This is a genomic window from Achromobacter veterisilvae (genome assembly GCF_900496975.1).
Lineage (GTDB): Bacteria > Pseudomonadota > Gammaproteobacteria > Burkholderiales > Burkholderiaceae_B > Achromobacter > Achromobacter veterisilvae.
This window is the reverse complement of sequence record NZ_UFQC01000009.1, coordinates 200,111-213,146: the sequence shown is the minus strand read 5'-3', so window position 1 is coordinate 213,146 and position 13,036 is coordinate 200,111. Positions and strand designations below refer to the sequence as shown.

At 66.2% G+C, this 13,036-nt stretch carries 9 protein-coding genes and 1 pseudogene; 3 read left to right on the top strand and 7 right to left on the bottom strand.

Annotated features, from left to right (window positions below):
- From AVE30378_RS10710 to AVE30378_RS10685, 6 genes and pseudogenes are all read right to left on the bottom strand, one after another.
- Positions 1 to 353, bottom strand: a pseudogene (locus AVE30378_RS10710) (Vi polysaccharide biosynthesis UDP-N-acetylglucosamine C-6 dehydrogenase TviB); the annotation flags it as partial.
- Positions 354 to 386: 33 nt separating this feature from the next.
- Positions 387 to 1,472, bottom strand: coding sequence for a polysaccharide biosynthesis/export family protein (locus AVE30378_RS10705; RefSeq protein ID WP_129240830.1), 1,086 nt, complete (start codon positions 1,470 to 1,472; stop codon positions 387 to 389).
- 37 nt (positions 1,473 to 1,509) lie between these two features.
- On the bottom strand, positions 1,510 to 3,600 hold the full coding sequence (locus tag AVE30378_RS10700) for a glycosyltransferase (RefSeq protein ID WP_129240829.1): 2,091 nt from the start codon (positions 3,598 to 3,600) through the stop codon (positions 1,510 to 1,512).
- Between the two features lie 29 nt (positions 3,601 to 3,629).
- Positions 3,630 to 4,802 carry a KpsE/RkpR family capsule polysaccharide export protein gene (locus AVE30378_RS10695; protein WP_129240828.1) on the bottom strand — a complete coding sequence of 391 codons (1,173 nt, stop codon included), beginning with the start codon at positions 4,800 to 4,802 and terminating at the stop codon, positions 3,630 to 3,632.
- Between the two features lie 49 nt (positions 4,803 to 4,851).
- Complete coding sequence (locus tag AVE30378_RS10690) at positions 4,852 to 5,535, bottom strand: ABC transporter ATP-binding protein (protein WP_129240827.1); 684 nt, start codon at positions 5,533 to 5,535, stop codon at positions 4,852 to 4,854.
- Positions 5,536 to 5,548: 13 nt separating this feature from the next.
- On the bottom strand, positions 5,549 to 6,322 hold the full coding sequence (locus AVE30378_RS10685) for an ABC transporter permease (RefSeq protein WP_129240826.1): 774 nt from the start codon (positions 6,320 to 6,322) through the stop codon (positions 5,549 to 5,551).
- Positions 6,323 to 6,628: 306 nt separating this feature from the next.
- Here AVE30378_RS10685 and AVE30378_RS10680 point away from each other — a divergent pair, with 306 nt between their 5' ends.
- The 3 genes from AVE30378_RS10680 (at position 6,629) to AVE30378_RS10670 (ending at position 12,435) form a co-directional block, all read left to right on the top strand.
- Positions 6,629 to 7,939: a glycosyltransferase family 2 protein gene (locus AVE30378_RS10680; protein ID WP_244235015.1), complete on the top strand. Its 1,311-nt coding sequence runs from the start codon at positions 6,629 to 6,631 to the stop codon at positions 7,937 to 7,939.
- A 22-nt stretch (positions 7,940 to 7,961) separates the two neighbouring features.
- Positions 7,962 to 10,046, top strand: coding sequence for a glycosyltransferase family protein (locus tag AVE30378_RS10675; protein WP_129240825.1), 2,085 nt, complete (start codon positions 7,962 to 7,964; stop codon positions 10,044 to 10,046).
- Between the two features lie 223 nt (positions 10,047 to 10,269).
- Positions 10,270 to 12,435 carry a capsular biosynthesis protein gene (locus tag AVE30378_RS10670; RefSeq protein ID WP_129240824.1) on the top strand — a complete coding sequence of 722 codons (2,166 nt, stop codon included), beginning with the start codon at positions 10,270 to 10,272 and terminating at the stop codon, positions 12,433 to 12,435.
- 64 nt (positions 12,436 to 12,499) lie between these two features.
- Here the strand turns inward: AVE30378_RS10670 and AVE30378_RS10665 are convergent, their stop codons facing one another.
- Positions 12,500 to 13,000 (bottom strand): Dps family protein, encoded by a 501-nt coding sequence (locus AVE30378_RS10665; RefSeq protein ID WP_129240823.1) that lies wholly within the window; start codon positions 12,998 to 13,000, stop codon positions 12,500 to 12,502.
- Between the last annotated feature and the right edge of the window lie 36 nt (positions 13,001 to 13,036).

Genomic DNA, 13,036 nt, shown 5'->3' with positions numbered 1-13,036 from the left:
TAGATGACGATGTCGCCGCGCTTGAGCACCGCGCCGATGGTTTCGCTGGCCTTGACCAGCGGGGTCAGGTCCGGCTGTTTGTACTCGTCGATGGGAGTCGGCACGGTCACGATGAACACGTTGGCCTTGCCCAGCTCCGCGCGGTCGGCGGTGTACGTCAGTTGGGCGGCTTCGGCCAATTCGGCGGCGCTGACTTCCAGCGTCTGGTCGAAGCCCGATACCAGGCCGTCCACGCGGCGCCGGTTGATGTCGAAGCCGATCACCGGCAAGCGCTTGCCGAACTCCACGGCCAGCGGCAGGCCTACATAGCCCAGGCCGACGACGGCCAGCTTCACGTCCTGCAGGGTCCGCAGTTTCTGATTCACTTCATTTCTCCAGCAAACGAATTAATAAGTACCCACGCGCTGGCCCACGATCAGGACCTGCACGATCGGCGTAATGATCTTTTCCCATTCGTACATCGGCGCGTTGCTGACGTAGACGACGTCCTCGGGCAGCAGCTCGAACTGCTTGGCCAGGAACATGGATTCGGGATTGCGCATGTTCAGGCGGAACACGACGGGCTTGGGCGAGCCGTCCGCGGCCTTGCCGTCCAGGCGGAAGACGAACACTCCGGTGGCGTCGGCCGCGCGGTCGTTCAGGCCCCCGGCCACGCCCAGCGCGTCCAGCAGATTGGTCTGGTTGGACGGCAGCTCATGCAGGCCAGGCTTGCTCAATGCGCCCATGGCGACGAAACGCTTGAGGTTGGGCTCCACCACCAGTTCCGAGCGCGGCTCCACGGCCACGTTCCTGCCGTTGAGCAACTGGTAGTACGGAATCCGCCTCACGCTGCGGCCGTGGCGTATCACCACGTCGGCCTGATAGGACGGCAGCGTCGAGCCGCCGGCCAGCGTAATGGCGTCCAGCGCGGTCAAGGGCGCCTTGATGCCGCCGAAGCGGCCGGGCCGGGGCACGGCGCCCGCCACCAGCACGGAATTGCTGCGGTCGTCGGCCAGGTCCACCATCACCTGCGGTTGCACGGCGGCCGAGTGGCGCAAGCTGCCCTTGACCATCTCCTCGATCGCGGGCAAGGACTTGCCCTGCACCTTCAGCCGGCCGGCGTAGGGCAGCGAGATCGCGCCGTTGGCATCCACCCGCACCGCCTCGAAAACGGTGCCGCCGGCCGCCAGCGGCGCAAACAGGCCGCCTTCGACGCTATCGGCCACCAGGATGCGCAACACGTCGCCCGGCATCACCCGGATGTTGCCGGCATAGCCCTCGGAAGTGCCGCCGTCGTCCTTGCGGTTCTTGTCCAGCAAGTAGGGCGCAATGGTGCCGGCCTGGAGGTCCACCACGTCGTATTGCGCGGCGCTGCCGTCCGACGGCCCGCTGAGGATGGCCGAGCGCGTCGGGCCCGAGCCGGACAGCAGGCTGCAGCCCGACAGGAGGGCCAGCGCGCAGACCGCGGTAAAGCGTAAGACTCGTGTATTCATAACTCCGTTCCAGAATGCAGGCCGGGGCCCGGCGCCCTCAGGCGTTGACATAGCAATTGACGGTGGAGGCGATCATCTGGTCCAGCGAGAAACGCGCCGTCGCCCAGGTGCGCGCCCTGGCCCCGATGTCGGGGTTGTTCCGGCACATCTCGCGTATCGTCTCCATCGCCCGCACCACCTCGGGCGCCTCGATCTCGCCCGAGGGCAGCGTCACGCCGGTCACGCCCTCCTGCACCGCCTCGCCGGCGCCGCCGGCCAGTGTGGTCACCACCGGCACGCCCGAAAACTGCGCCTCGATCAGCACATTGGGCAGGCCCTCGAAACGCGACAGCAGCATGAAGGCGTCGAAATGCGACAGCCAGAAACCCACGCGCCGCGAAATCCCGGTGAACAGGATGCGGCCGTCCATGCCCAGCCGCTGCGCGAACTCCTTGACGGGCTCCAGCAGCGGGCCGCCGCCCACCATGACGAAGCGCGCCTCGGGATTGGCCTGGGCGTAGCGGTGCGCGGCCTCGACCCACAGGAACGGGCGCTTGTTGTCGTCCACCCGCATGACCGTGCCGATGGTGTAGGCGCCGGCGGGCGCCTGCGCCGCGAACGCCTCCCAGGTGCGCCGGCAGTCCTCGTCCTGCGCCGCGGGCAGCGGCGCCAGCCCGTTGTAGACCACCGGAATGCTGCGCTCGTCCAGGCCCAGCCAATCGGAATAGCGCCGGGCGGCGAAGCCGGAATTGGAGCTGAGCGCCACGCCGCGCATGCCCAGGAGCGCCCGGTAGATCGTGTCGTACTCGACGCGGTAGCGGTCCGGACGGTCCACCGGCGGCATGGTGCGCACCGACAGCACGATGCGCGGCACGCCCGCCAGCAGCGCGGCCAGCGCCGTCGCGAAGATCGACCCGTCCTGCCAGATGTGCACCACCGACGGCACCGACACCCGCATCACGTCGGTCAGCTTGGTGGTGCCCTCCACGATCTGCTTGGGCAGGAAGCGCAGGTAATCGCGATAGGGACTGAGCAGCGACGAAACCTCGCAGCCTCCCCATTCCGCCATGTCCGAATAGACCGACACCGGAACGCCGGCCTCCTTCAGCGTCGCGGCGAAGAAATCGGCGCCCTCCCGGCTGCGCAGCGACCGGCACACGACCTGCACCGGACCCAGCACGGGATAGCCCGCGATCGAGCGCCCCTGCTGGATGGCGGACTGCAGGGCGACCGCGGTATTGACGAACTGCCGCTCCGCGCCGCCCGCGCCCAGCGAGCCGTTGATCATCAGCACCGGCCCCACGAAGGACTCGTCGGCGGGTTCGTACTCGGCATTGCGGCGCCGGCCGATTTCCTCGAACAGTTTCTCCAGCACCAGGATGCTGACCGGCGTATCGCTGCCTTCGCCGTCCACGCCCAGGCGCCGCAAGGCGATCAGGTCGCCGTTCAGGTCCGCCAGGCGGCGCGACAGCCTGCGCGCGCCCTCTCCCAGGATTTCGATGCCCTGCTCCAGCACCTGCCGGGCGCGCCATGGGTAGCCGCGCCGCACCAGCGACTGCGACCAGGCCGCGTAGCCCGTCTCGAACTTCGGATGCGTCTGCGCCAGGCGTTCGAAACACGCCGCGCCCCGCTCGGCGTCGCCGAGTTCGTCCCAGCTCTTGGCTTCAAGCAGGATGTCCTTGGCCGCGGCGCTGCCGCCGGAAAAATACAGTTCCATTTCCTTGCGCCCGGCCTCGACGCCCAATTGGCGCTTGACGCCGCGCAGCATGAGAATGAACGCGTCGGACGAATCGGGAAACCGCTGGTGGATGCCCCGCCATACGATCAGGCTGTCGTCGGGGCGGTGGGCGGCTTCCAGGCAACGCGCCACCAGCACCTGGAACAACTCGGTCTGCGGATATTGCTGCACGTAGCCGAGCAGTTCGGGCACCGCGCCCAGCGGGTCGTTGGCCTTGATGCGGGACTCCAGCGCGTGGCGCGCCCGCTGCAGCAGATCGCGTTCGGGCTCCGCGCCCTCGTCGCCGGCCGCGGCCAGCGCCGCCGCCAGCAGCTCCGGCACGGCCGCGCGCTCTCGCGGTTTGCCGCCGGCGGCCTTTTCGCCGGTCTCGGCGCGCCTGGGGCGCCGCAATTTGGAAAGCAGGGAGAACATGGCTCGATTCCTCGTTGTGGCCGCCCCGGTCAGGCGTGATCCTTGATCGCGTAGGTCACCAGCACACCGACGATCCACAGGATGAACAGCGTCAGCACGCCCAGCGCGGTATCCACGAACCGGCGCGGATAGAGCGACTCATCGGCCAATTGCGGCTGCGAGGCGACCACCGTGTACAGCACCTGCCGCGAGGCCAGCGCGCGCGCGTCCTCCAGGGCCTTGAGCGCGCCGGTGTAATAGGCTTCGGCGAACTGCCGCTGCGTCTCGGCGCCTTCGTATTCGCGCAGCAGGCCGGACAGCGCGTTCTTGCCGTTGCGTTCGCCGCCGCCGCTGATCTGGTGATCGTTCAAGTCCGCCAACTGGCGCTTGAGCGCCTCGTGGCGCGCCTGCACCCGCTCATAGGCGGGGCCGCTCGTCAGCCCGCCGCGGCGCAGCGACTCCAGTTGCGCCGCCAGCGTGGCGATGTCGCCGCGCACCTTGGCGGCCAGCGCCAGATTGGCCTCGGCCTCCTTGAACGGATCCTGCACGCCGGTGCGGGCGCGCAGTTCCTGCACGCCCAGGCGGGCCTCGACCAGGCTCTTTTCGGCCAGCTTCACCTCGTCGGCGGCGAAGCGGACACTGTCCTCCCGCGATTTCGCCGACATCCGGTTCACCAGCTTCTCGCTGGAATCCAGGATGGCCTGGGCCAGCGCCAGCGATTCCTCGGGCGAGAACGCCCGCACCTTCAGGATGATGGCGCCCGTGGAAATGTCGAACTGGATGTCCACCATCCGGTTCCACTGCCGCCACAGGCCCTCTTCCGTGTCGTCCTTGTCCATGCCGTACCAGACGTCCAGCGCCGGGCGCGACCACATCTTGCGCAGGTCCAGCGTCTTGTCCAGTTCCTGCACGATCTGGCGCGATTTCACGTAGTCGACCACCGCGAAGGCGTCGACGAACAGCTCCGTGGTCATGCCGGCCGCGCCCGCCATGGGATGGCTTTGCGAACCCGCGCCCGCCACCTGCGTCTGGGAGCCCGCCCGCAGCCCGAACCGGGCCTCCGAGACGTACTGCCCCGCCGCGATGAAAAACAGGTAGATCGCCAGCAGGACCGCCGGCACGCCGATGACCAGGACCGCCGACCAGCGCAGGCGGCTCATCGTGGGCGGCGTGATGTTGTCGGGCAGCCGAGGCCCCGTATAGACTTTCTCCGTACTCGTCATTTCGCTACTCGTAGAATTTCAGCTTGCGGCGCCCGCGGGCGGCGTGGAATCAGGCGACCGCGGCGGTCTTGTCGGCCGTGCCGCTGTAGGCCGCGATGGTGTCGGGCAACGGCTTGAGCTCGCCGAGCTTGCCGTCCTTGAGGATCATGCCGGCGGAGCAGAACCGCGCCGGCGACGTGGTGACGCTGGACACGATCAGCACCGTCGCGTCCTTGGCACGTTCGGCGAACACCTCCAGGCATTTGCGCTTGAATGCCGGGTCGCCCACGGCGACCATCTCGTCGACCACGTACATATCGAACTTCAGCGCCATGGAAATGCCGTACGACAGGCGCGCGCGCATGCTGTTGGCGTAGGTCACCACCGGCAGGTCGTACGCCCTGCCGAGTTCCGAAAATTCATAGACGAACCGTTCCACCTGCCCGACGTCGGCGCCATAGACGCGCGCGACGAAGCGCACGTTGTCGCGCCCCGTCATGTTGGGGCTGATGGCGCCGGCGAAACCCAGCGGAAAGGACACCGTGCCTTCGCGCCGGATGCTGCCGGAGTCGGGCAGTTCCATGCCGCAGATCATCCGCACCAGGGTCGACTTTCCCGAACCGTTGCCGCCCAGGATGGCGATGTTCTCGCCGCGGCGGAACGTGAAGGAAATATCGTCGAGCACGCGTTTGATGCCCTTCTTGGAACGAAAGCCCTTCGAGATATGCCTGAGTTCGAGCAAATGGCCCTCCATGAACCGGCGCAGGTCAACGCGAATGCAGGCGGCGGCGGAACGCCCGCTCCATGCACAGGCCGAGCACCACGCTGGCGATCGACCATTTGATGAGATAGGACCTGTCCAGCGTCAGCGAGCTGAAGTTCGCGAAGTAGCCTTCGCGGAACCATTCGATCGCATGCACCAACGGGTTCCAGACCAGCACGCGCCGCGCCGGATCGGGCAGCGAATCCACCAGGTAGAACACGCCGGACAGCAGGTACAACGGCCGCGTGACCGCGCTGTAGATGCGCTCCCACGACTTGAACATCACGTTCAGCACGGCGTTGTTCAGGCCGAAGCCGAACCCCAGCAGGAACGTGAAGAACGCCGCCGCGCCGCACTCCTCCACGTGCTCGGGCAGCAACAGCTTGCCGCCGAGCATCACGATGAACAGCAGCGTGAAGAAAACGATGATCCAGGTCAGGCCCTGCAGCAGCGCCTTCGCGAACACGATGTCCATGTTCGTGATGGGAGGCAGCCGCAGCAGTTGCGCATTCGAGGAAATGGCCCGGGACAACTGCGAGGACGTGTGGCTGAACAGGAAGAACGGCATGATCCCCGTGATGAAGAACATCTGCAGGTTCCCCATGGGCGCGATGCGGCCCCATACGACGTAGATCGCCGACAGCACCGCGACGTGCAGGATCGGTTCGATCAGCGCCCACAGGTAGCCCAGCCGCGTTCCGCCGAACCGCACCCGCGTCTCGCGGAAGATCAGCGACAGCACGACCCTCAACTGCACTTGCAGCGCCGTCGCGCTCACCCGGCTGCTCCGCCTTGAATCATGTGGTCCTCTCCCGATAATCGGCCATTTTCCGGCCAGGGCCGCGAATATTCCTGGAACCGGACCGTCACAGGCCCGGATAATCGGAACGAATGATACGAGGGAGGCCGCGGGGCGCAGATTTCAATATTTATCAAATCCAATCAAACGTGGCCCGCGTCGGAACTGAAAAATAAATGCGGTATATGCGGTCCTATAATGAATGCGCCTCCTCCCTCAAATCCTGTTTTTTCAGGGACGGACCGGGTGCCGCGCCGCCCGCAGTCCGTCCCGGCGGATCAGCCATTGCTCAAGCACCTGTTCAATCTTTATCAGAAAAAAATACATCGGCTTACTCGCCGCATGCGGGTCGACGAGCTCTATGAAAAAGGGGCTGGCAACGCGGTAATCCTGAACAGGATTGGATTATTTCGGACAAGCCTTGAAACAAAGCCATCCGTTTTCCCCGAATTCGGCCTGGCGCGCCTGCGCGCGCGCCTGGAGCTGCACGGCCCGGAGGCGGCCGCCGATCCCCGGCGCTACCTGGGACGCGTTTCCGACTATGAACGGCGCCAGTACGCCCTGGCGCTCGCGCGCTGGGATCCCCGCGCGGCGGCACAGTGGCTGGCCCCCCGCGAATGGGCACTGAAGGCCGCGTTCGCGCTGGCCGAGGGCGACCTCGGCGCCGGCTTCGAGGCGGCCCGCCGGCTTGCCCAAGAATTTAGGAAATCAAAAGATTTGCATGTAATTCTTGCAGCATTGCACAGCCGGGCCGGCGAATTCGGGCAAGCCAGAAAACTATTGAACGATATTCTGACAAATACTCGCAACCCCGCCATCGACGCCGATGCCCCCCTGCGATTGGCCGATTTCATTGCGGAAAACGGGGACTCCCCGGCCTTTTCCGTTCACGAGCGGCCACTGATTTCGGTAATTATCTGCGCGTACAATGCCGCCCCCTACGTGGGCACCGCCCTGCGCTCCGTGCTGAACCAGACCTATCCTAATATTGAAATTATTTCCATAGATGACGGCTCGCACGATCACACATTCCAACATATGCGGCAGTTGGCGTCGGAAAATCCGCGTATAACTGCACTTCGCTTTCCGAATAATGGGGCCTACGCTTCCAGGAATATAGGTATGCGCCACGCCAAGGGCAGCTTCATAACCTTCCTGGACGCGGACGACATTATGTTGCCGCAGCGCATCGCGTCCCAGTTGCGCGCCCTCGAACGTTCAGGCGCGGCGGCCACGGTCAGCAGACTGATACGCATCTCGGAGGATGGACACCTTGCAGCACCACGGATCTTTCCCTTTGCACGCCACAACCCCTGCTCGCTCATGATGCGGCGCTCGGTCCTGCGCGATGTCGGCGCCTTCGACGAAACCCGCTTCGGCGCCGACGAGGAATACGAGCACCGCATCGCCCTGCGCCTGGGCAGGAACGCCCTGCTGCGCACCGCCGACGTCCAGACCCTGGCGCTGCACCGCGCCGGCTCGCTGACCCAGGCTCCCCAATCGGGCCTCGCGAGCGCCGAAGGCCGGCTTGCGCGCATCGCCTACCGCGAGTCGTGGGTGCGCCGCCACCGCCACGAAGCCGCTCAGGCCCGTTGAACACACACCTTTCAGAAGACTCATGCCTCCCAGCACCGCCATCGCGAACCCCGCCCCCACCGCCGACGCCGCCGCGCGGCGGGCGCCCGCGCAGCCAGACCGGACGCGCCAGCTCGCGCAGGAGAATGAACTGATGTACGCGCGCCTCGAACAGGAGCGCGCGGCGCGGCTCCAGGCCGAAAAGGACCTGGCCGGCGTCAAGGCCCTGCTGCGCGAATCGAACCAGCAACTGGCCCGGCAAGAGCGCACGCTGACCTGGCGCTTCGGCCAGGAAGTGACGCGCGCCCGCAGCCTTGCCGATTACGTCATGCTGCCCCTGCGGCTGTACAAGCTGTCCGGCGCCCACAAGCGCGAGCGGCGCCACGCGCCGCCGGCCAAGCGCCAGGCGCCGGCCGTGCTGCCCGCGGAAACGTCCAGCGCCATCAAGGAAGCGCTGGACTACGCGCGCCGCGTCCGGGACGCCGAGGTCATTCTGTGGATCTCGAAGCAGCCGTGGCCGGCGCAGACCAAGGTCAAGGTCTTCTGCGAAGTCGCCAAATGGGCCCGCAGCAGCTACCCGCATATCTCCGAACAGATCGCCGAGCAGCTCCTGACCCTGGAGCCGGCCGCCCCGCACGTCCGGCAACTGGCTTTCAGCCTTTACGACGCCGGCCTGGTGACCGCGCCGGCCAAGCTGCTCGCGCGCGCCCAGGATACCGGCGTGGAATTCAGCACGGCCGAGCAGCACCGCGCCCGGCGGGTGCGCAACGCGCACGAACTGATGTGCCGCGCCAGGCGCCGCGCGCCGCGGCCTCCGCAGGCGTTCGATTTCAACGCGGCCGGCCCCATCGTGATCGTTTCGCCCGTGTCGCTGCTGCACGGCCGCAATGCCGCCAGCAACGCCCTGCACCGTCACGCGGCGCTGCTGCATCGGCGCTACGGCGCCGTATGCGTGATCAGCCTGGCCACGGACGACGCGGCGCGGGCGGACGCGAACCTGCGCGCGGAATTGCCGCAGACCGATATCGTGCTCGATGGCGTGGTCTACAAGGCCGTGCACGCCGAGCCCGGGCGCACGCAAGCCATCGAGGACGCCGCCGGCGCGCTGTCCGAGGCCGTGCTGGCGACGACGGTCGGCCAACCGCCGCGGGCCGTGCTGGCCTGGAACAGCCTGCGCTGCGCCATCGCCGCCAGCACCGCCGCGCAGACCCTGCGCGTGCCCTACGGCCTGGTCCTCCTCGGCCTCGACTACTTCCAGAAGGCCACCGCCAACCACAAACTGTCGGAACGCGGCCGGCTGGAACTCAAGCTGGTCTCGGAAGCGCTCGTCGACGCCGACCTGGTCGCCCTCGGTTCGCGCGCGATGCACGACGCCGCCCAGCAGTTGCTGGGCGGGACCCAGGAAGCCACCATCCTTCCGCCCCTGCCCTTGCCGCCGGCAAAGGCGCGCAAGGCCGCCGCGCCCGAGATCGAGGCCGCGCTGGCCGCGCTGCAAGGCAAGCGCGTGCTGGCCATGACCGACGATCATCCCGATCCGATAGTGGCGCGCGCGGTCATCGACATTTATGCGGAGATTGCCTTGCGCCGCCCGGATACCGCGCTGCTGGTGCTGAGCGATTCGAAATCCACCGCGCTCATGCACCGCCACGCCGTCTCCATCGGCCTGCACGACGACCAATTGGTTTTCCTGCCCGAAATCGGCGACCTGCCTTCGCGCGAGCAATTGCTGGCCCGCGTGGAGCTGGCGCTGTTTCCTTTCATTCCGACGCGGGCCGAAATCGCGGCGCTGCCGCCGACGGCCAGCCTGCTGGAAAGCATGGCCCAAGGCATCTGCCCGGCGGTCGGCCTTAATCCCGCATATACCGATCTCGTCGAGCCCGGACGCGGCGGCCTGCATGTCGATTATTCACGCCCCCCCGCCGAAATCGCGCATGCCCTGCTGGACGCCCTGGAGGACCAGGAAGCGGTGCGCGCCATGGGGAAACGCGCCCGGGAACGCCTCGCGCATGAATATCCGCCCCTGGAGCAGGCCCTGGACGATTTCCTCATGCAGGCCGCCAAACCCCAGCCCGGCGCGCATTCCGGCGTGCGCGCCGAGCCGCGTCTCCTGCATATGAAAATATCCTGAATAACGCCGCAACAGATATCGGGTTCTAAATAACCTGATGGAAATTGATTATTCCCGGATTTCATTTGCAGCAGTTCTTTTTATATTGTTTCTGCCCGCTCCGCGGCGGCCGTATTTTCCCCCTGAAGCCGGGAAAACAGTTACTCATACTCACTCCCCGCAGCCGGGAAGGCAATTTCTTCCTATATATTTTCGCTCTGATGTAACGAAGGAGTATCGGACAATGATTATCTCAACGATCGGATCCTGCCGTGTGGCAGGCCCCATGACCAAACTCCAGGCGCAGCGGAACTTCGTTCTGGATAATCGCCTTCTTTACGGTTTCACGCACAACACCAAGGAAACCATCCAGGCCATCCGCTACATGCGCGGCGAAACTTCGCTGCCGGAAGGCGCCTGGCCCTTCATTTCCAGCGAGCCGCTGCGCGAGTCCAATCCCGCCAGCCCCCAGCCCGCCGATTCGCGCTACGTGGTCGAGATCAGTTCGACCAAGGTGCTGGAGCTGGACGGGAAGTACCTGCAACTAGTCCGCTTCAAGGAAGCGCTGAACTTCTGCCCCGAACTCCTGAAGATTTTCTTCGACCACGCCTCGCGCGACGCGCTGGCCAAGCGCCGGGCGGCCCTGCAGGAAGCGCCCAGCTTCTCCCACGTGCCCGAACACGTGCAGCATGCCCTGACCCACACGGTCATGCACGTGCAGAACGCGCAGGAGATCCTGGACGACCTGAAAACGATCCAGCAACTGCTGGGCGGCACGTTCGTGCTCGTGACCCACTGCAACGCGATCAACGCCGAGGGCCAGCCCATCGCCGACCGCGCCCAGATGGTCGAGACCGTCAAGCTGGCCGCAAGCACCCTGGGCATCCCCGTGATCGAGCCCGGCGCGCTGCTGGCGCATTTCGGCCAAAGCCGCGGCATGCCCGACGAAGGCCGCGACACGGCGCACTACACGCCGGCCTTCGCCAAGCTGGTGGGCCGCGCCATCTGCGAAAAACTGCTCGGCACCGCCGACCAGAACCCGGTCGCGTCCACCGAGCCGCTGGACTGGAAGCAATGCATCGAGCGCGCCAAGGCTTCGGCCCGCGAACTCGAGTGGGACAACGCCCTGCTGCTGACCAACCGCGCCATCGAACTCAAGAACGGCAGCCCCACCGCCTATGTGCTGCGCGCCCGCGCCGTGACCGCGCTGGACCAGACCGACGATATCCTGGACGCCTGGTCCATCGCCCTGTCCATCGACAGCAACCGCAGCGCCTACATCCTGCGCCAGGCCGCCGAAGGCGCGATGGAAGTCGGCGAGTACGACAAAGCCCGCGATTGGGCCGCCGAATCGCTGGGCAAGGAAAGCGACGAAAAGACCGCCCTGCTGCTGGGCCGCATCCATTCCAAGCTGGGCCAGAATTCGCAGGCCGAGCAGGCCTTCCGCAAGTACGCGGCCGGCGACGCCGTGCGCGCCCTGCGCTTCGCCTCGCGGGCGCATACCCCGCTGGCCGACGCCGCCAACATGGTGAATGCGCTCGCCAGCACGCCGGGCGTGGATCAGGCCGGCCTGGACTCGGCGCGCGCCGCGGTCCTCAAGCGCGCCACGCGCGAAGTCAAGCGCACCGGCCGGGTCGGCGCCCTGCTGCCCACGCTCAGCGCGTTCTATGCGCTGCAGTCGCTGCCGCAGGACACCCAGGAAGACCAGGACGACCAGATCAACCAGGCTTACCGGCGCCTGCTGAAAGCCTATGAAACCTATCCGGAATACCAGAACAGCACCGAGACCGTGGCGCTGCTGGGCCGCCTGGCCCACCTCGCCCCCGTTGACCCGCGCTATGTCCAGCGCGCCGCGAAGCAACTCCAGGCGCAGGGGCATGCGCGCGCCGCCATCGAATGCTGGCAGCGCCTTGCCGGCTCCGCGCTGCCGGCCGAACGCGAGACCGTCGCGCTGGCCGCGGTGAAACTGTCGCAGCTAGGCGCCCACCAGGCCGCCGCGCGCGTCTATGCGCAGTTGTCGCAAAGCGGCGCCATGGACCTGAACACCGCGCACGACCATATCGACAAGTGCCTGCGCGCGCTGGCCCGCAGCTTCCGCAAATGCCTGACGGAAGAGCGCCTGCGGGACGCCGAGGACGCCCTCAACGGCATCCAGTCGATCGATCCGTCGTATCAGGGGCTGATCTCGCTGCAGCGTTCGCTTGCGGATGCGCACAAGCGCGAGTTCCTGGCGCGCCGCTCGAACTCCACCAACGCCGACGACGTCATCGCCAGCGCCCAGCGCGTGATCCAGACCTCGCCGATGGACCGCGAGGCCAATATCGAGCTGGCCATGCACAACCTGAAGAACGGCAACGTCGCGGAAAGCCGCCGCATCCTGGACCGTTTCCTGCAAAGCAACCCGGCCTGATCGGGGACGAAAAAAAAACCGGAACCGCGAGGTTCCGGTTTTTTTCATGCTGCCAGAGCGGCGGTCATTGCAGCAGGCTGCGCAGCATCCAGGCGTTCTTTTCGTGCACGTCCAGGCGCTGGGTCAGCAAGTCAGCCGTGGGCTGGTCGTTGGCGGCATCGGCCTTCTCGAAGGCGGCGCGCGCGGTCTTGGCGACGGATTCGTTCGCGGTCACCAGCAAGCGCACCATTTCCAGGGCTTCCGGCACCGACTCCGGCTCGGAGATCGACGACAGCTTGCCGAATTCGCGATAGGTGCCGGGCGCGTAGTGGCCCAGGGCGCGGATGCGTTCCGCGATGCTGTCCAGCGCGTTCCACTCTTCCGTGTACTGCGTCATGAACATCAAATGCAGGGTGTTGAACATGGGCCCCGTGACGTTCCAGTGGAAGTTGTGCGTCATCAGGTACAGCGTGTACGAGTCGGCCAGCAGCTTGGACAATTCGCCCGCGACGGCGGCGCGGTCCTTGTCCGAGATACCGATATTGATGCGCGGAACGCTTGAGGTCTTCTTGGTGGACTTGGCCATTGCTAGCTCCTATGGATGAAAGTGCAAAACAAGGAT

Excerpts from the sequence above, each read along its gene's own strand:
- AVE30378_RS10705 (WP_129240830.1), bottom strand. The coding sequence starts at position 1,472 with ATGAATACACGAGTCTTACGCTTTACCGCGGTCTGCGCGCTGGCCCTC.
- AVE30378_RS10700 (WP_129240829.1), bottom strand. The coding sequence starts at position 3,600 with ATGTTCTCCCTGCTTTCCAAATTGCGGCGCCCCAGGCGCGCCGAGACC.
- AVE30378_RS10695 (WP_129240828.1), bottom strand. The coding sequence starts at position 4,802 with ATGACGAGTACGGAGAAAGTCTATACGGGGCCTCGGCTGCCCGACAAC.
- AVE30378_RS10690 (WP_129240827.1), bottom strand. The coding sequence starts at position 5,535 with ATGGAGGGCCATTTGCTCGAACTCAGGCATATCTCGAAGGGCTTTCGT.
- AVE30378_RS10675 (WP_129240825.1), top strand. The coding sequence starts at position 7,962 with ATGCCTCCCAGCACCGCCATCGCGAACCCCGCCCCCACCGCCGACGCC.
- AVE30378_RS10670 (WP_129240824.1), top strand. The coding sequence starts at position 10,270 with ATGATTATCTCAACGATCGGATCCTGCCGTGTGGCAGGCCCCATGACC.
- AVE30378_RS10665 (WP_129240823.1), bottom strand. The coding sequence starts at position 13,000 with ATGGCCAAGTCCACCAAGAAGACCTCAAGCGTTCCGCGCATCAATATC.